The following is a 19,148-nucleotide window of genomic DNA, read 5'->3' as shown; positions in this document are numbered from 1 at the left end:
TGCTTATTATCCGATAGTCATTAAGCTTGCATTACCACCCGCTGCGGCAGTATTCACACTTAAAGAACGTTCATGCACTAAGCGTTCAATGAGCAAGTTAGTTTCACCACGCTCAAAGCCTTGAACAGAAATAATCGGTCCTTTACGTTTGGCAATCGCTTCGCAAACATGTTTCAGTTGGTCGCAATCTCCGTGATAAATCACACCTTCAATTGGCTCCACTGTGTTTTGCCAATCTTTGGTGAATGAGATAGTTTTGCGAACTTTTTCTGGCAGTGATTTAAATAGCTTCTGGTGCAGTTCGCTATTTTCCCACAATGTTTGACAACCACTTGCGAGCACAGCAGATAATTGAGTCAAACAATCACGTTCATTATCGCTAAGGCATAAAATAGTGCCGCGTGGACGCAAGGTGTAGGTGTTCTTTTCACCTGTTGGTCCTGGTAATAAACGTGTTGTACCGGCTTGTGTTAAACGGGCAAATTGTTCAACCGTAGATTGTTCAATTATGGATTGCTCAACATCCGTTTTCTGTTTTTGTACCCATGCAGAGAATGCTTCAAATGGTGCGAGTAACTCAGCGCGAGCACTTGCATCCATTGGTAAATGGCTGTCTTGCTGCTCCAGTGTTTGGCAAACTGCATTCTCAGGACGCTCGCTTAATAAACGGTAGAGATAAAGCGGTCCACCGGCTTTAGGTCCTGTACCTGAAAGTCCTTCACCACCAAATGGTTGCACTCCGACAACAGCACCGACCATATTACGGTTAACATATAAGTTGCCCACTTTCGCTTTAGCGACCACTTGGTTGATGGTTTCATCAATGCGAGTATGAACACCTAATGTTAATCCATAACCAGCCGCATTGATTTGGTCAACTAATTGCTCTAACTCATCACGTTTGAAACGAACAACATGCAGAACTGGTCCGAAAATTTCTTTCTTCAACTCACCAATATTATCTAACTCAATCAGCGTTGGCTTAACGTAGGTTCCTTCTGCCTGTTCTTGCTGATCTTGGCTATCGGCATAGACGGCTTGGAAAACGATTTTGCCTTTACTGCGCATTTGTTGAATATGTTGGTCAATATTCTCTTTGGCTTCACTATCAATAACAGGACCAATATCGGTGGAGATGTGTTCAGGATTACCCATCCGGCACTCTTCCATCGCACCTTTTAACATACGAATTGTTCGGTCAGCGACATCTTCTTGAACACAAAGAATACGCAATGCAGAGCAGCGTTGACCGGCACTATCAAATGCAGAGGCGACGACATCGGTGACGACTTGCTCTGTGAGAGCGGAAGAATCAACAATCATCGCATTCAATCCACCAGTTTCTGCAATCAGTGGCGTCGGGCGACCTTGAGCATCTAAGCGACCTGCAATATTGCGCTGCAATAAGCCCGCGACTTCGGTTGAGCCAGTAAACATCACGCCACGAACGCGTTGATCGCCTACTAATTTTGCACCGATAGTTTCACCTTTACCTGGTAAAAATTGCAGGACATCACGAGGAATACCCGCCTGATGCATAATGGATACCGCAATAGCACCAATTAATGGTGTTTGTTCCGCCGGTTTAGCCAGCACAGTGTTGCCTGCGGCTAATGCCGCTGCGATTTGTCCTGAGAAAATGGCTAATGGGAAGTTCCATGGGCTGATACAAACAACAGGGCCAAGAGGGCGGTGAGTGTTATTATCAAAATCTTCACGGACTTGAGTTGCATAATAGTTTAAGAAATCAACCGCTTCACGAACTTCAGCAATCGCATTCGCGTAAGTTTTCCCAGCTTCACGCACCAGCACATCCAATAATGGCTGCAATTGTTGTTCCATAATGTCAGCTGCACGTAACAGGATAGCTGCACGTTCAGATGGTGGCGTTGCAAACCAAATCGCGCCAGCATCAGTGGCGATATTCAGCGCATGTTCAGCTTCTTGTTCACTGGCTTCGCGTACTTTACCAACGATATCACGATGACAGGCTGGGTTGATAATTGCGACAGCTTCAGGTAGCGCTTGTTGTGTCACAAATTCACCACCCAGCAGTGGTTCCGCGATTTTTTCTTGTGCCGCGGCATTGAGTAATGCGCTCGAGAGTGATGCTAAGCGGTGTTCGTTAGATAAATCTAAGCCCATTGAGTTAACGCGACGGGTTCCATACAGGTCACGCGGCAATGGAATTTTAGGGTGTGGTAAGCCAATTTGTCCTTCAGTTTTAGACAGTTCACGAACATCTTTAACCGGATCAGCAACCAATTCATCTAATGGGATCGTGGCATCCGCAATTCGGTTAACAAACGAAGTATTTGCTCCATTCTCTAAGAGACGGCGTACTAAGTAAGCTAATAAGGTTTCGTGGGTACCTACTGGAGCATAAATACGACATGGGCGGTTGAGTTTACCGTCAGCCACTTTACCAACAACTTGTTCATATAATGGCTCACCCATGCCATGTAAGCATTGGAACTCATATTGACTAGGGTAGTAGTTTTTACCTGCAATTTGGTAGATAGCTGATAATGTATGTGCGTTATGAGTCGCAAATTGTGGGTAAATTAAATTAGGTACAGACAGTAATTTACGAGCACAAGCTATATAAGAAACGTCGGTATACACTTTGCGTGTATAAACTGGATAACCTTCTAAGCCATCAATTTGCGCACGTTTAATTTCGCTATCCCAATAAGCGCCTTTTACGAGACGGATCATCAGGCGTCGTTGGCTGCGTTCGGCTAAATTAATAATTGAGTCGATAACAAATGGGCAGCGTTTTTGGTAAGCTTGAATGACAAAACCAATACCGTTCCAGCCTGCTAATTTCGGCTCAAAACACAATTTTTCGAGTAAATCTAAAGAAATTTCTAAGCGATCTGCTTCTTCAGCATCAATATTGATACCAACATCGTATTGGTGAGCTTGCAAGACTAAAGAAAGTAAGCGCGGATACAGTTCTTCCATCACGCGATCGTATTGCGCGCGGCTATAACGCGGATGTAGTGCCGATAATTTGATGGAAATACCCGGTCCTTCATAGATACCGCGTCCATTCGATGCTTTACCAATTGCGTGGATCGCTTGTTGGTAAGAGACCATATAATCTTGGGCATCTTTCTCGGTTAAAGCGGCTTCACCCAGCATATCGTAGGAGTAGCGGAAACCTTTGTCTTCCAATTTACGTGCGTTGGCAAGGGCTTGGGCGATGGTTTCGCCGGTGACAAATTGTTCACCCATTAAGCGCATTGCCATATCCACGCCTTTTCGTACTAGCGGCTCACCACTTTTACTGATAATGCGATTTAACGATGTCGATAATTTGGCTTCATTGTGGGTAGAGACTAATTTACCTGTAAATAAAAGCCCCAATGTTGCCGCATTGACGAACATCGAGCTGCTTTGGCCAACATGAGATTGCCAGTTACCCGTACTGATTTTGTCTCGGATCAGCGCATCGCGAGTGGCTTTATCCGGAATACGTAATAGCGCTTCGGCAAGGCACATTAATGCCACACCTTCTTGAGAAGACAGCGAAAATTCTTGTAATAACCCTTGAACTAAGCCTGAACGACCAACCCCATTTTTTTGATTACGCAGTTTTTCTGCAATGGAGTAAGCCAATTTATGAGCCGCATCAGCTTGCTCTGGAGGCAGCTCAGCTTGTTGTAAAAGCATAGGTACGGCTTGAGTTTCAGGAATGCGGTACGCTGATGTAATTGCGGAGCGTTTTACGGATTGGGGTAAAATATGCTCAGCGAACTCAAGGAATGGCTGATAAAGGGTCTCAGGAGACGAAACTTCATCACCAGAATGCTGATCTTTTGTATCCAAAACCGTTGATAATTCAGGTATAATTTGGTTGTTATCGAGTTGCCCTAAATAATTATATATAGCTTGTTTAATAAGCCAATGGGATGTGCGATCAAGACGTTGAGCGGCGGCTTTAATGCGGTCACGAGTTTCTTCATCAAGTCTCACACCCATAGTTGTTGTGCTACTCATCTTAATTCCTTCCTTTTCACAGGTGTTAAATACCAAAAGTTACACACCATTATGATGATGTTGCAACTTTGTGCAACATTGTTAATGTGTTATGTGAAGAAAATGTGAAACAACTCTTATTTTTATGAGTGATTTATGATACCCATTGATTGGGTTTTTATAATTTACTTATAAATCAATATATTGTTTTCTCTTTTAAGATGGTGGCAAGTTAAACGCTTAATTAAGAATTTGACTTAAAAGTTTAACATTTGTGATGTGTCTTTTATTTATTGAACAAAAAATAGTTAATTTCTTGTTAAAAGCATCTGAGTCTGTCTAGCATGATGTGGCAAAGTTATTGAGTTATTGCAACACAAACAATCACAACATAGATAAGGTGTGCATCAAAAAACGCAAAATTGTGCAATTAAGTGCAACACCTTGAGATTAAAAGTTATCAAAGAAAATTATAAAGATAACGACAAAATAGACGCACTATGGAGACGACAGGATGACTGTAAGCACTCCGATGATCATTATGTTCATCGTATATATCACGGGTATGTTATTGATCGGCTATTTAGCCTATCGCTCAACGAAAAACTTTGATGATTACATTCTAGGGGGACGAAGTTTAGGTAGTGTGGTAACCGCATTATCTGCAGGGGCTTCAGATATGAGTGGCTGGTTATTGATGGGTTTACCAGGCGCTATTTTCCTCGCTGGGATTTCTGAAAGCTGGATTGCGATTGGTTTATGTTTAGGGGCTTATCTGAACTGGTTGTTTGTTGCAGGGCGCTTACGTGTACAAACCGAGAAAAATAATAATGCCTTAACGTTGCCAGACTATTTTACAAGTCGTTTTGAAGATAATAGTAAGATTTTACGTATTATTTCTGCGGTTGTTATTTTAGTTTTCTTTACTATCTATTGTGCATCAGGAGTTGTAGCGGGGGGCTTATTGTTTGAAAGCACCTTTAATATTAGTTACGACAAAGCGCTATGGTTAGGGGCATTGGCGACCATTGCTTATACTTTCTTAGGTGGTTTCTTAGCGGTAAGTTGGACGGATACTGTTCAAGCATCATTGATGATTTTTGCCCTGATCTTAACGCCAATTGTCGTGATTTTATCCCTTGGCGGGTTAGATACTTCAATCGAAGTCATTAAAGCTAAAAACCCTGAATATCTTGATATGTTTAAGGGAATGAACTTTGTTGCCATCTTGTCATTGTTAGGTTGGGGACTGGGTTACTTTGGGCAGCCGCATATTCTGGCGCGTTTTATGGCGGCAGATTCACATCGCACGATCCGTTCAGCACGCCGTATCAGTATGACATGGATGGCATTATGCTTAGGTGGAACGATTGCTGTTGGCTTCTTTGGTATCGCTTATTTTGAAAATAATCCTGCATTAGCAGGTTCTGTAATGAAAAATAACGAACGTATTTTCATGGAATTAGCCGGATTACTGTTTAACCCATGGATTGCGGGTATCTTGCTGTCTGCGATTTTGGCGGCGGTAATGAGTACATTAAGTTGCCAATTATTAGTATGTGCCAGCGCATTGACCGAAGATTTATACAAACCTTTCTTCCGCAAATCAGCGAGCCAGAAAGAGCTAGTATGGGTAGGGCGTGGAATGGTGCTGTTAGTCGCGGCGATCGCAATTTATATTGCCCAAGACCCAAATAACAAAGTCTTAGGATTGGTGAGTAATGCGTGGGCCGGTTTTGGTGCCGCATTTGGTCCCGTCGTTTTACTCTCTGTTATGTGGAAACGTATGACACGTACTGGTGCATTAGCCGGGATGGTTGTCGGTGCGGTAACAGTATTAGTTTGGATGAAATTCAAATGGTTAGGTTTATATGAAATCATCCCGGGCTTTATCTTTGCGACTATCGCTATCATTGTTATCAGCTTGATAACTAAGGCGCCAAGCGCAGCAGCACAAGCCCGTTTTGATGAAGCAGAAGCTGAATACAATACAAAATAATAGATAGATTTGGTTATCGATAGTAAAAAGGCTGAAAGGGAAACCTTCCAGCCTTTTATTTTTGTTAATTGCTTATTCGTCAAATAATCAACGTGGTTTACGGCGTTTTACGACTTGGTAGCCAATAAACAGAATAACAAACCACAGTGGTGTCGCAATTAATGCTTGTCGGGTGTCATGTTGGAACGCTAATAACACCACCATGAAAGCAAAGAAGGCGAGACTGACCCACGACATAAAAATACCCCAAGGCATCTTATAGCGAGATGCGGCATGTTTTTCTGGGCGATTCTTACGGAAATTCAGGTAGCTTAATAAAATCATACTCCAGATAAACATGAATAAAATCGCAGACACGGTTGTGACTAAGGTGAATGCATGCATGATATCGGGAATAAAGTAGATCAAAACAATACCGAAACTTAGGCAGATACAGGTGAAAATTAAGCCTGTTGCGGGTACTGCTTTTTTCGATAACTGACTAAATTGTTTCGGCGCATCTCCCTCTTTAGATAGCCCAAACAGCATACGGCTGGTGGAGAAAACACCACTGTTTGCTGATGAAGCCGCAGAGGTAAGTACCACAAAGTTCACGATACTGGCAGCAGCAGGCAGGCTGATTAGCACGAACATTTCCACAAAAGGACTTTTATCCGCCAAAATGGTGCGCCAAGGGGTAACAGCCATAATCACAATCAGGGATAACACATAAAAAGCAATGATCCTAATCGGGATAGCGTTAATAGCTTTCGGCAGGGATTTTTCAGGATCACGGGTTTCCGCTGCGGCGGTTCCCACTAATTCAATTCCCACAAAGGCGAAAATAGCAATTTGGAATCCCGCAAAGAACCCACTGAGTCCCATTGGGAACATTCCGCCATCGTTCCAAATATTACTTAAGGATGCAGTGTGCCCGGCCGGTGATTGGAAATTCATCGCAATCAACGTACCGCCAACGGCAATTAGTGTCACAATGGCGACAATTTTGATCATCGCGAACCAGAATTCCAGTTCACCAAATAGTCGAACAGAAACTAAGTTAAGCGTCAGTAGGGTGGCAACACAGATAAATGAAGTCACCCATTCCGGGAAATTAGGCACCCAGAAACTGACGTACGAGGTGATCGCGATAATATCGGCTATTCCCGTGATCACCCAGCAGAACCAGTAAGTCCATCCCACAAAAAAGCCAGCCCATGGACCGATTAAATCCGCAGAAAAATCACTGAAAGATTTATAGTCCAGGTTGGATAGCAGTAATTCCCCCATGACTCGCATGACAAAAAACAGCACAAAGCCGATGATCATGTAGACAAAGATAATAGAGGGACCCGCAAGGGAGATGGTCTTTCCTGATCCCATAAATAGCCCTGTACCAATGGCTCCACCAATGGCAATTAACTGAATATGACGGTTACTGAGGCTACGTTTTAGTTGATTTCGGTCAGAAGATGGCCGAGAGGTGGTTGTCGCTGCATTTTCTTCCATATTGTTATTTATCCGATTGTCATTGTGATATTAGCCCACACTATTTTTTTAAGTTTGAGGCTGTGTTTGCTCGAAATATTGTGACATAAATCTCAATTAGAGTAAGAGAAAATTTACAAATGGCTGAGAGACCGCTGGTTTAACCAACGGATCCTCCTAGGTTATTAACACTATTAACGAAAAATTAACCTGAAAATAAAAATAGCAGAATAAGATGAAATGTACCAAATACTTAATTCTAAATAATGACAGTTGGGGTATTGGATATATATAAGAGTGATATAGCTTATTTTTTAACTGAAAATGCCACGAGTTTTCTTCTTTTTAACCGTTATCTTCGTTGGCTATTTCTAAACGATAGGGCTAACGGTCACTTTCACGTCATATCCCACGACAAATAAAGCTTGTTCGAGCGCTTCAATTTTTGATGCATATTGTAGGTCAAGTAACCGCTCTATTTGTTGAGCGCTGATATTGAGTGTCCGAGCAAGTTTGCTCCGCGGAGTTTGAGTTTCAAGAATGGCATTGTGCAGTGCGATTTTTAAGCAACTCAATACAGGTAAATGAATAGCAAACGCATTAGTGACCGAATTTTGGGGAAGAGGAATCGGATTTCTTAATGTGATTAGCTCCGAAAGTGTGGCGAGTAATGTTTCTTGAGCCTCTAGTTCGACATCTTCTGCGCAATAAGTCACGCCTTGAATATCGGGAAAATCACAAAAATTAATTTCGTATACTCCTTCATCTTCGACAAATTCAACTGTTGCTAAATAATTAAACATAGTAAACCTCAAAAATTAATTTCTTTATAAGATAAATAGTACAAAGCGTCACAGAATAGACAATGGGTTGCATGTTAATAAAATGAAAAATGGATGGCGATAGTTTGGAGAACGAACATTTTTACCGATTTTATGCCTGATTGGCTAAAGAATAAGCCTGTTTCATAATGAAACCATGATGTAACCTCATCACCTCTTTGTGAGCCAAGTCCCAGTTTTAACAATATTTTATCCACCCTTCACCTCAGTATCAATATGCCAATTTTACCCTTTTAGTCATCATATAATTTTTTAAATAAAACATATGAAAACGTATATGTATCTTAATTCGAATAAGCAGTTATACGTAATGTTGTCATTGTGGTTAAGTAATTTGTTAAAATAAAAGTATATAGTAACATAATGATATTATCATTCATTGTTACTAACTGGTAAATAAACAGCGATATGTACGCGGGGGTAATAAGTTAAATTACTTATTTACATAAGTCATATTTTCGAAGCAGGTCTTGCTTATTTACACATAGATGTAGTGAACTTGGATGACCATCTTATTGTTTATAAATTCGCTAGGAGAATGGTGCTTAGTTTTTTTTATTTTTTCCTTTTATCAATAACTCAGTGCGCTAACTAATGCTGTGGCTTGAATTTTTTATGCAAAAAATAATAGCTAAATAGGTTAATCAAATGTTTGAAAAGTTAATTTAATTAAAATGAGTTTGTCATACAAAAATAACAATATTGCTTATTAATATGGCAATGCTCGATGAAAATTCATGACAATTTTATCTGAAATCTTTAATGGTATTGTCTGTATATAAAATGGTCTTAATTAGAATTTTTAATGTTATTGCTATTGGTTAATATTAATACAGTTAAATTTAATTAATATAAATTCACTATGGAATAATAATATGTATGACAAATTTAACTTTAATCTTGGCAGGAAAAAATTGAATTAATTTGATTAAGATTTGTAATTTTGATTAAACACATTGAAAAATAATGTTTAATTTTTATTCCTAAGTTACCGATATTACTAAGCCTTTAAACGAATTGCATTTTTACGAGAGTAATAAAGATTGATTTAGATCAATATGTAGGCTCTTTCGTTATGCTTAGTGTTTATCGCTTATAAATTCCCTCATATGTGTGAGTTTTTTACTTAAAATGCTAGTATTTGACTTATGAAAAATCTAAATGTTGTGAATATTTGAGATAAGTAGGATTAAGATATAGTTGTAATAAAGAATTGTTAATATATAGATGGATAATTATCCCGATAGACCAAAAAGAAACATAAGTGTCTTGAATAGTTAATTTAGTGGTGCATAATAATTAACGGCTAATAATGAAATCGGTATATTCTGAGATTTACAGGAAATGCTAACTTTTTAGCCACTCGTTATTGTTGTAGGTAATCAGGAAATATATTTAATTTAAGTTTGAACCTGTGTGTTTATATACTCCAAACTGGGTATTTCAATGGACCTCATGGGATAGTAATGGACTACACTATCCAGCTTTAATTATTTTCATATTTAAAACTTTGGTTAACACATTCGGCTCAAATTGATATTTGTTCTTTCTTCATGCAGATGTTAATAATTATTCGAAAGGTATAAAAAAATGAGCTCTACCACTGATTTTCTGAAGCATATATACGATATTAATCTTTCATATTTGCTTTTAGCTCAAAAGCTTATCGCCCAGGAAAAAGCCACTGCCATGTTCCGTCTCGGGATTTCCGATTCAATGGCAAACACTTTAGCAGAACTTTCTTTACCTCAATTGGTTAAATTAGCGGAAACAAATCAGCTAATCTGTCAATTTAGATTTGAAAACAGCGACACGATTGAAAAGCTTACTCGAGATTCTCGAGTTGATGAATTGCAGCAAATTCATACGGGTATCCTTCTTTCTACCCGATTATTGCAAACGCATAATGAGTCCGATTCAGATATAGCGAGAAAAAGATGAGTAGCGTAGCTGAAAAAAGTATTGTCAAGGAAGCTAATGATATTCGTTTGGCAATGGAATTGATTTCTCTTGGGGCTCGCCTGCAGATGTTAGAAAGCGAAACTCAAATTAGTCGCGGACGCTTAGTGCGTTTATACAAAGAACTCAGAGGTTGCCCACCACCAAAAGGGATGCTCCCTTTTTCAACCGATTGGTTTATGACATGGGAACAAAATATTCACTCATCCATGTTCTACAACGCCTATCAGTTTTTACTGAAAACCGGTCAATGTGAAGGGGTTGATGCTATTCTCAAAGCCTATCGACTCTATCTAGAGCAGTGTTCACCCAATACTGGAGACGAGCCAATTTTGGCATTAACCCGTGCATGGACATTAGTTCGTTTTGTGGAAAGTGGCATGTTGCAAAGTTCCGATTGCAATTGCTGTAGTGGTTCATTTATCACCTATGCCCACATTCCTGAAAATAGTTTTACGTGTAGCTTGTGCCAGCCTCCATCACGAGCGATAAAAAAACGTAAACTTTCCGAGCATCTCGCCGATATTACGGAATATCGACAAGATGGCATTACCAAAGCGGTAATGTAATTGGATTAATTTGGTTTACAGGCAATTTTATTGCCTGTCCTTCCTCATATTCCCTTTGACTGCCATCTGTTAACCAACGGAGTGAAAGGGAATACTGTGTTAATACTCATCGGATATATCATTGTTACAGCTGCCGTTATCGGTGGCTATGTCATGGTCGGTGGTCATCTTGGCGCGCTGTACCAACCAGCTGAGTTTGTCATTATTTTAGGGGCTGGTTTAGGCGCATTTGTTGTGGGTAACAGTGGTAAAGCCATCGTTGCATTATGCAAAGTATTACCAAGACTCTTCCGTCGCTCTTCTTACAACAAAGCCATGTCAATGGACTTGATGGCTTTGTTATTTCAGCTTTTGAATAAATCTCGTCAACAAGGTCTACTTGCGCTCGAAAAAGATATTGAAAACCCGCAAGAGAGTGAGATTTTTTCTCAGTATCCTCGCATTCTCAAAGATCAAACTGCCATGATGTTTATCGTGGATTATTTACGTTTAATGGTGACAAGTAACTTACAAGCCCATGAAATCGAAGCATTAATGGATGAAGAGCTAGAAACATTCCGTCAAGAAAATGAAGTACCAGCATCCGGTTTGAACATGGTGGGTGAATCCATGCCTGCGTTCGGGATCGTGGCGGCTGTTCTAGGTGTGGTGAATGCACTTGCAGCTGCAGACCGACCTGCGGGTGAATTGGGCGCCTTGATTGCTCATGCAATGGTAGGAACTTTCCTTGGTATTTTAGTGGCTTATGGATTTATTTTGCCACTGGCTAGTTTAATTCGTCAGCGCAGTAGCGAACAATTAAAAATGATGGAGTGTATTAAAGTCACTTTCCTCTCTTCGTTGCAAGGGTATGCCCCTCAAATTGCGGTTGAATTTGGTCGTAAAGTCTTATTTAGCGTTGATAGACCATCATTCCTTGAGCTGGAAGACAAAGTCCGTGAAGTCAAAGTCGGTAATCGCGCAACAGAAACTACTGAGGAGTAATCGCTAATGGCAGCCAATGGCCCTCAAATTATTCGTGTTAAGAAAAAAGGCGGTCATCAGCAGCATGCCCACGGTGGAGCATGGAAAATTGCTTACGCTGATTTTATGACTGCGATGATGGCATTCTTTCTGGTTATGTGGCTGATTTCCATCTCCAGTCCTCAAGAATTAACCAAGATAGCGGAGTATTTTCGTACTCCGCTCAGTACTGCCATCAACCCAGGAACGAAAAGCGGAGATGCCACTAACCCCATTCCCGGTGGTGGAAAAGATCCGATTTTTCGTGATGGTGACGTGATGCCAGAACCAAATGACATCATTTCCGGTGATGCGAATTATCGATTTGAAAAATTAAAAGAAAATCTTGAGCAAGCGATTTTACAAGACCCGCGTTTGAATGAATTAAAACCCCATTTATTGATTGACATGATCAACGATGGTTTACGAATTCAAATCGTAGATAGCGCCAATCGCCCTATGTTTAAAGTGGGTTCTGCTACCGTCGAGCCTTACATGCGCGATATTCTGCGTGCTATTGCGCCACTACTCAATGATGTCCCGAATCGCATTAGTATTTCAGGACATACGGATGACTTGCCGTATGCCAGCGAAGCCTATTACAGCAACTGGGAACTCTCATCCGATAGAGCCAATGCCTCTCGCCGTGAGCTGATCATGGGGGGAATGGATGAGCGAAAAGTTTTACGTGTAGTAGGGATGGCTTCATCCATCCATTTAGACAAAGAAAACGGCTTAGCACCCGTCAACCGGCGGATCAGCATCATCGTATTGAATGAAGATGAAACAAATCAAATTTTACATGAATACGATGGCGCAACACCGATTAACGATGTGCTGAAAAAAGGCCCAGAAGATGTGCCAATACCGGCAAACAGTGATGTCGTGACTGTGAAGGTGACAAAGTCACCCGATAAACAGTAATGACAAAAACCATAATCACCCGAATCTCACTACTGCCGGACTTATCCGGCAGTCAGTGTTAAGTGAAACTTAAGCGAAATTGGATAAAAAGCATGGATATTACCGAGTTTTATCAAACATTTTTCGATGAAGCCGATGAGTTGCTTAGGGATATGGAACAGCATTTGCTTGAGCTTGATCCTATTGACCCAGATAGCGAGCAGCTCAATGCCATATTCCGCAGTGCCCACTCAATTAAAGGTGGGGCGGCAACCTTTGGTTTCACTCATCTACAAAACACCACGCATACCTTAGAAAACTTGCTCGATAAGGCACGTCATGATGAGCTGACATTAACGCCAGATATTATTGACGTTTTCTTAGATGCAAAAGACGTGATGGTGTCCCAATTGGATGCCTATAAAAATGACTCATTACCGGATGATGAGACTTTCAAACGCATTTGTGATGTGCTCAAAAGCATTGAACATGATGTCAGCGAAGTCGGCCCGGAAGAGGTTGCCGCTCTTGTTAGCATGAGTACCGAAGAGACTGACAGTGTTGTGGCTGACGATGTTGCGACAGAAGAGTCCTCGTCAGAAACCGCGATGCAAACTCATGCTGCGTTGACAAATAACGAATTTTCTCACTATTTCATCATTACGTTAAACGGTCTGAAATCGACGGAAGTAGATGTATTAGCGGATGAACTAGGTTTATTCGGTAGCTTATTTGGCTCTGAAAAAAGTGATTCCAGCTTAAAAGCGTGGTTAGGGACCAATACCGATATCGAAGATATCTGTGGGGTACTGTGTTTCGTCGTGGATGAGTCTCAAATCCAGCATAGCGAAATCAGTTTTGAAGAGTGCCAGCGTGCAACACAAGGTAGTAACCAGAAAAGTAAAGTTGCTGCAACTCTCGAAGAACTGGAAGCAACGGTGGAAGAGTTGGCAGCAATGGTTGAAGCACCTGCCGATCCAGTTGAAGCGCCTCAAGCGGTTGTACCGACATCTACACTTGTTGCGGCACCAACGTCGGCGCCATCTTCGACATCATCATCTTCAGCATCGTCATCCGCAGCCACTAAAAAAGCTGCTGCAGCGAAGCCCAAAGGGGATTCAAGCAGTATTCGTGTTGCAGTTGAAAAAGTTGACCAACTGATCAACTTAGTCGGCGAGCTGGTAATCATCCAGTCAATGTTGACTCAGCATAGCCAACAAGTTGACCAAAACGAATATGCAGATTTACTCAGTTCTATCGTTCAATTAGAGCGTAACTCACGCGCTCTGCAAGAGTCAGTTATGTCCATTCGTATGATGCCGATGGATTATGTCTTCAGCCGCTTCCCGCGTATGGTGCGCGATATTGCCTCTAAACTGGGTAAGAAAATCGAACTGAAAGTGGAAGGTAGCTCAACCGAATTAGACAAGAGCCTTATCGAACGCATCGTCGATCCACTGAATCACCTTGTCCGTAACAGTCTCGACCATGGTATTGAAAAACCAGAAGTTCGTTTGGCAAATGGTAAGCCTGAAGCGGGAACATTAACGCTCTCTGCGGCACATCAAAGCGGCAATATCTGTATCGAAGTGCGTGATGATGGGGCAGGGCTAAACCGCGAACGAATTTTAGCAAAAGCTCGCTCTCAAGGTATGAATGTTCACGATGGCATGACCAACGATGAAGTCGCGATGTTGATCATGGCGCCGGGCTTCTCTACTGCCGAAGTGGTGACGGATGTTTCAGGGCGTGGTGTCGGAATGGACGTGGTTAAACGAAACATTCAAGACATGGGCGGACGTATTCAAATCGGTTTCACAGAAGGTAAAGGCACCATCATTCGGATTTTACTGCCATTAACCTTAGCCATTCTTGATGGTATGTCAGTCAAAGTCTCTGACGATGTGTTTATCGTGCCACTTAGTGCAATTATTAGCACATTACAGCCACGTCCAGAGGATATCTATCGCCTTGCCGGTGAAGAAAAAATGCTGCTCGTTCGCGGTGAATATTTACCACTGGTCGAATTGCATCACGTCTTTTCTATCAAAAATGCCGAACCAAATCTTGCCAATAGTATCGCGCTGATCATCCAAAATGCGGGGCATCGTTTCGCTTTATTGGTTGACAAGCTGGTGGGGCAGCAGCAGGTCGTGGTGAAAAATATCGAAAGTAATTATCGCAAAATTCCGGGAATTTCCGCTGCAACCATCATGGGCGACGGTTCTGTTTCGCTGATTTTAGACGTCGCAGAATTGCAGAGAATGAACAACAACATTTTGATTAATAAGAAACAGCCTGTTTCTCAACCAGTAATGCACTAAATAGAGGTTATATACCATGTCTATGTTAGATGACGATTTAAACAAGCTTGAAGAAGAAAAGAATGGCGAAGGCTACCTCATTTTTACGCTTGGTGAAGAAGAGTACGGAATCGAGATTTTAAAAGTGCAGGAAATTCGTGGTTATGAGCAAGTGACTCGTATTGCGAATACTCCTGACTTTATTAAAGGTGTCACCAACCTGCGTGGCGTCATTATTCCGATCATCGATCTGCGCATTAAGTTTTCCCATGAAAACGTAGTTTACAACGACAACACCGTCGTCATCGTTGTGAACTTAAAAGACCGAGTTGTGGGAATTGTGGTTGATGGTGTTTCCGATGTACTGGTGTTGCATGAAGAGCAAATTGCACCACCGCCAGATTTCGCGGTGACATTATCCACTCAGTATCTGACCGGTCTAGGAACAGTAGGCGAACGTATGTTGATTTTGGTTGATATCGAAAAATTATTGACCAGTGAAGAGATGGCGTTAATCGACAATATCGCGGAATAACGAGTCATTAGATGCGTTAAATACGCTGATAATTTGCTCAAAAATGGTAAGTGAATGACTAAAGTTTTTGAGCAACTGTCCGATATCCAAACTACAACAACACTATGTTAGTAAAACACCATGTACAGTCGAATTAAAATCGTATCAGGACTTTTGTCCGTTATTTTTGTATTTATTTTATTGCAGCTGGTATCAAGTGGTTTGATGTTTACCAAACTCGGCGATAACAGCGACAGTATTAATTATTTGAATTCTCTCCAACGCCAAAGACTCGTTCTGACTCAAAGCTGGGTCAATCTATTGCAAGCTCGTTCTGACTTAAACCGCGCCATTAACGCGTATTTATTAGAAGAGTTAAGCATTAAAGATGATGCCTCTGCTGCGGATCTTATTGCTTCAGCAAAAGGTAAATTTAAAGCTGCCGATGAAGCGTATGACAGCTACAGAAAGTTGATGGCAAACGCAGATGTGGATAAGGGGTTATTTGATAACTTACTAAAATCCTATGAGGATTATCGTGTTGCATTAACCAAACTGTCGGAATATGCAGAGAAGGGGGATTTAAACGGCTTCTATGCGCATAGAACGTCAGGGTTACAAGCCAAATTTGAAGAGCAATTTGGCCTCTATTTTGCTGAAATTTCTTCAGATTTTGAAAATGAAGTCGTGAATGCAGAATCCAATTACCGCCAATCACTGTATTTGCTGGTTATCTTATCCGTACTGTTAGCAGTGATCAGCGTGATTAGCTATCGCTATGTGCGTAAAGGGATCACTGAGCCATTAAATACGCTGATCGAGCGCATTAAAGTGTTCGCTTCAGGGGATTTAACGCCAAAAATTGATACCTCAGCGAACAATGAAATTGGTGAGTTAGCGCGTGGTGCTCAGCACATGCAACAAGAGCTGATCAATACGGTTCGTGGTGTACTGGATGGTAGTGAAACTATCTATCAGGGAACCACTGAAATCGCAGCGGGTAACAATGACTTATCTTCACGTACCGAGCAGCAAGTGGCTTGCTTAGAAGAAACGTCTGCTAGCATGAGTGAGCTGACAGCAACCGTTAAGCAAAACACTGAATATGCTCATCAAGCTAGCGAGTTTGCAAGCCAAGCTTCTGTTATTGCAAAAGAAGGCGGCAAAGTGGTGTCTAACGTGGTTCATACCATGCGCAACATTGCTGATAGCTCGCAAAAAATCTCTGACATTACCGCTGTTATCGACAGTATTGCTTTCCAAACCAATATCCTCGCATTGAATGCTGCGGTTGAAGCGGCGCGTGCTGGTGAGCATGGCCGTGGATTTGCTGTGGTTGCCGATGAAGTTCGTAGCCTTGCTCAACGCAGCGCAGATGCAGCAAAAGAGATCAAAGGCTTGATTGAAGACTCTGTTTCTAGAACAGACGTAGGGGCTCGCCAAGCAGAAGATGCTGGTGAAACAATGACAAAAATTGTCGACTCAGTCACACGTGTTACTGACATCATGACGCACATCGCAACCGCGTCTGATGAGCAGAGCAAAGGTATTGCTCAAGTGAGTATTGCCGTGGAAGAGATGGACAAAGTGACTCAGCAAAACGCCTCACTCGTTGAGCAATCCGCTGTTGCTGCAAATGTACTGGAAGAGCAAGTCGCTAAGCTTTCCCAGTTGATCTCCATTTTCCGTTTACCTGCAATGGATCAAGCAAAAGTACGCAACGCACAACCTGCACCAAGAACAGTATCTAATATTGTTAAAACACCAGATTTATCCAAAATCGCATCGAAAAATCATAAAGATGACGATAACTGGGAAACCTTTTAAGGGTAAATCTGTTCGAGCGCTGTGAGAGTTTCTCTCGCAGCGCTTTTATATGTTTAAGCTCGATAATTAAAAAAGGGCCAAATTTTTGGCTGGCATAAGTAGGGGATTAAATATGTTAGGAAAGAATATCCGAATTTCAGTGAGCTTATACTTACTCCTGATTTTATTTTGTGGCATGCAGTTAACCTCAAGCGGCGTTTCTGTTGGCATCGTTAACAGCGAATTAAACGCGCTAGAAAGAATCGATATGGGTTCTAAAAAACGCGCATTACTGGAAGAGACCAGCAAAAACTTAATGCAGGCACGTAATAGCCTGACTCAAATTGCCTTACTGATGAAAGTAGGCGACCACGTTCCATTAATCGAAGAAACCCGCGTTGTTTTCGATAACTACTTAATTTCAGCTAACAAATCGTATAACGAATTCAAAACTCAGCCAGTGCTAAGCGAAAAAGAAAACTTAGCGGCATTGGAAGAGAAATTTAATGCCTTTGTCGTCACGTTAAACGCATTGAAAGGCAATCTTGATAACAACGATGTTGCGGCTTATATCAATCTGCCTGCACAACAAAACCAAGATGAATTAATCAGTGTTATTAATAATTATCTCTCTGTTTTAAATGATGAAAGTAATGATTCTATTGCGGATGCAAGATTTTATAACCAATTTGCATGGGTTTCATTCTTTACCGTCATTGTCATTATTTTCGGTGTGATTGCCGTTGTGCATCTGTGGTTAAAACGTAAAGTCATTTCACTATTAAACAGCATGAGTGAACACTTTATGCACGTTGCGGAAGGAAAACTAAATCAGAATATTGAAATTAATTTCCGTGATGAAATCGGTGATGTATTCGAAAAATTAAAAGTCATGCAGCAATCATTGGCAAAAACTGTCACCTCTATTCGTTCTAATACAGACCAAATGTATACGGGTATTCGTGAGATTGCTTTAGGGAATAATAATTTATCATCAAGAACAGAACAGCAGGCCGCCTCGTTAGAAGAGACGGCAGCGAGTATGGAAGAGTTAACTGCGACAGTGAAACAAAACGCCGATAATGCGCGTCAAGCTAGCGAACTTGCAGTGAGTGCATCGCGCACAGCGACAAAAGGCGGTGAAATCACGGAAGGTGTGATTGACACGATGACTGCCATTTCTAATAGCTCTCAGAAAATTAGCGCCATCATCAGTGTCATTGATGGCATCGCTTTCCAGACCAACATCCTTGCATTAAATGCTGCAGTAGAAGCGGCGCGTGCGGGTGAACAAGGTCGTGGATTCTCGGTAGTTGCAGGTGAAGTTCGCGCATTAGCGCAACGAAGCGCTGAAGCGGCGAAAGAGATCAAAGGCTTGATTGACGAGTCAGTAGGGCGTGTGAACCAGGGCTCTCAGTTGGTGAATGAAGCAGGTCAAACCATGAATGAACTGGTTGCCGCTGTTAACCAAGTGACTGAATTAATGGGCAATATTGCGTCTGCATCGAATGAACAGAGCCGAGGTATTGAGCAAGTTGCGATTGCAGTAAGCCAAATGGATTCTGTTACACAACAAAACGCCGCATTAGTAGAGCAATCAACCAGTGCGACAGCAGCACTTGAAGACCAAGCCAATAATTTGGTCGAGACTGTGGAATTTTTCGAATTACCAGAACAGTCGACCCGAGTTAGACGGTAATGGGTATTCATGCGATAGCGTGAATAATGAACTCTCAATCTAGATAACTTGAACTAGGGAGAGGCGGTTAGTTAGACAACGCATAAGTTAGACGATGATAG

General features: G+C 41.6%; 12 protein-coding genes. 9 read left to right on the top strand and 3 right to left on the bottom strand.

Translation table 11 applies throughout. The features are described from left to right. Positions 1-6: 6 nt before the first annotated feature. Positions 7-4,005, bottom strand: a complete 3,999-nt coding sequence (putA, locus tag GKR61_RS17455; protein ID WP_154639924.1) for a trifunctional transcriptional regulator/proline dehydrogenase/L-glutamate gamma-semialdehyde dehydrogenase — start codon at positions 4,003-4,005, stop codon at positions 7-9. 493 nt (positions 4,006-4,498) lie between these two features. Between putA and putP the strand changes: the two genes are divergently transcribed. Further along, on the top strand, positions 4,499-5,983 hold the full coding sequence (gene putP / locus GKR61_RS17450) for a sodium/proline symporter PutP (protein ID WP_036951523.1): 1,485 nt from the start codon (positions 4,499-4,501) through the stop codon (positions 5,981-5,983). A gap of 87 nt (positions 5,984-6,070) precedes the next feature. On the opposite strand, the gene cycA is transcribed toward putP, so the two are convergent. Both cycA and GKR61_RS17440 read right to left on the bottom strand, forming a co-directional pair. After that, on the bottom strand, positions 6,071-7,471 hold the full coding sequence (gene cycA, locus GKR61_RS17445) for a D-serine/D-alanine/glycine transporter (protein ID WP_154639923.1): 1,401 nt from the start codon (positions 7,469-7,471) through the stop codon (positions 6,071-6,073). A gap of 350 nt (positions 7,472-7,821) precedes the next feature. Next, complete coding sequence (locus tag GKR61_RS17440) at positions 7,822-8,253, bottom strand: hypothetical protein (RefSeq protein WP_036951513.1); 432 nt, start codon at positions 8,251-8,253, stop codon at positions 7,822-7,824. Between the two features lie 1,629 nt (positions 8,254-9,882). On the opposite strand from GKR61_RS17440, the gene flhD reads away from it, so the two are divergent. The 8 genes from flhD (at position 9,883) to GKR61_RS17400 (ending at position 19,047) form a co-directional block, all read left to right on the top strand. Continuing rightward, positions 9,883-10,233, top strand: a complete 351-nt coding sequence (gene flhD, locus GKR61_RS17435) for a flagellar transcriptional regulator FlhD (protein ID WP_036951507.1) — start codon at positions 9,883-9,885, stop codon at positions 10,231-10,233. Beyond that, complete coding sequence (gene flhC, locus GKR61_RS17430) at positions 10,230-10,820, top strand: flagellar transcriptional regulator FlhC (RefSeq protein ID WP_036951503.1); 591 nt, start codon at positions 10,230-10,232, stop codon at positions 10,818-10,820. The genes flhD and flhC overlap by 4 nt, the downstream gene beginning before the upstream one ends. Before the next feature lie 96 nt (positions 10,821-10,916). Beyond that, positions 10,917-11,804, top strand: a complete 888-nt coding sequence (gene motA, locus GKR61_RS17425; protein ID WP_036951501.1) for a flagellar motor stator protein MotA — start codon at positions 10,917-10,919, stop codon at positions 11,802-11,804. Between the two features lie 6 nt (positions 11,805-11,810). Next, positions 11,811-12,746 carry a flagellar motor protein MotB gene (gene motB / locus GKR61_RS17420; protein WP_036951498.1) on the top strand — a complete coding sequence of 312 codons (936 nt, stop codon included), beginning with the start codon at positions 11,811-11,813 and terminating at the stop codon, positions 12,744-12,746. 92 nt (positions 12,747-12,838) lie between these two features. After that, a complete protein-coding gene (gene cheA / locus GKR61_RS17415) occupies positions 12,839-15,049 on the top strand; it encodes a chemotaxis protein CheA (RefSeq protein WP_036951496.1) in 2,211 nt (736 codons plus the stop codon). 16 nt (positions 15,050-15,065) lie between these two features. Next, positions 15,066-15,563 carry a chemotaxis protein CheW gene (gene cheW, locus GKR61_RS17410; protein ID WP_006662059.1) on the top strand — a complete coding sequence of 166 codons (498 nt, stop codon included), beginning with the start codon at positions 15,066-15,068 and terminating at the stop codon, positions 15,561-15,563. A 120-nt stretch (positions 15,564-15,683) separates the two neighbouring features. After that, complete coding sequence (locus tag GKR61_RS17405) at positions 15,684-17,369, top strand: methyl-accepting chemotaxis protein (RefSeq protein ID WP_036951493.1); 1,686 nt, start codon at positions 15,684-15,686, stop codon at positions 17,367-17,369. Positions 17,370-17,481: 112 nt separating this feature from the next. Then, entirely contained in the window at positions 17,482-19,047 is a 1,566-nt protein-coding gene (locus GKR61_RS17400) for a methyl-accepting chemotaxis protein (RefSeq protein ID WP_154639922.1), read from the top strand. The last annotated feature ends 101 nt before the right edge of the window (positions 19,048-19,148 follow it).

The organism is Providencia sp. wls1916 (assembly GCF_009706585.1).
Lineage (GTDB): Bacteria > Pseudomonadota > Gammaproteobacteria > Enterobacterales > Enterobacteriaceae > Providencia > Providencia lanzhouensis.
This window is presented reverse-complemented; position numbering and strand designations above follow the sequence as displayed.